Origin of the sequence: Paraburkholderia sp. 31.1 (genome assembly GCF_014397645.1) — a bacterium.
In the GTDB taxonomy this organism is placed as follows: Bacteria; Pseudomonadota; Gammaproteobacteria; order Burkholderiales; family Burkholderiaceae; genus Paraburkholderia; species Paraburkholderia tuberum.
On record NZ_VZQN01000239.1, the window covers coordinates 1 to 282 of the forward strand.

The window sequence follows — 282 nt, forward strand, 5'->3', positions numbered from 1 at the left end:
TGGTGGAGCGTGATCCCGCGGGCAACGAAAGCAGGCCGTCGGAGCCGCACGTGGTGATCGTGGATACGACTGCGCCGGACCAGCCAGTCATTGGCGAAGTGATTGACGACGAAGGTCCGATCCAGGGACCGGTGGGCAATGGCGAGAGCACGGATGACACGACGCCGACGCTGGTGGGCAAGGGCGAACCGGGTGACACGATCGTCGTGATCGACAACGGCACGCCGGTTGGCGAGACGCAGGTCGACGAGGACGGCAACTGGAGCTTCACGCCTGATACGC

At 64.9% G+C, this 282-nt stretch carries 1 protein-coding gene; it reads left to right on the forward strand.

Annotated features, from left to right (window positions below; genetic code table 11):
* Nucleotides 1–282, forward strand: a 282-nt coding sequence (locus F6X37_RS36130) for an Ig-like domain-containing protein (protein ID WP_222945056.1), incomplete at both ends; no start/stop codon positions are given.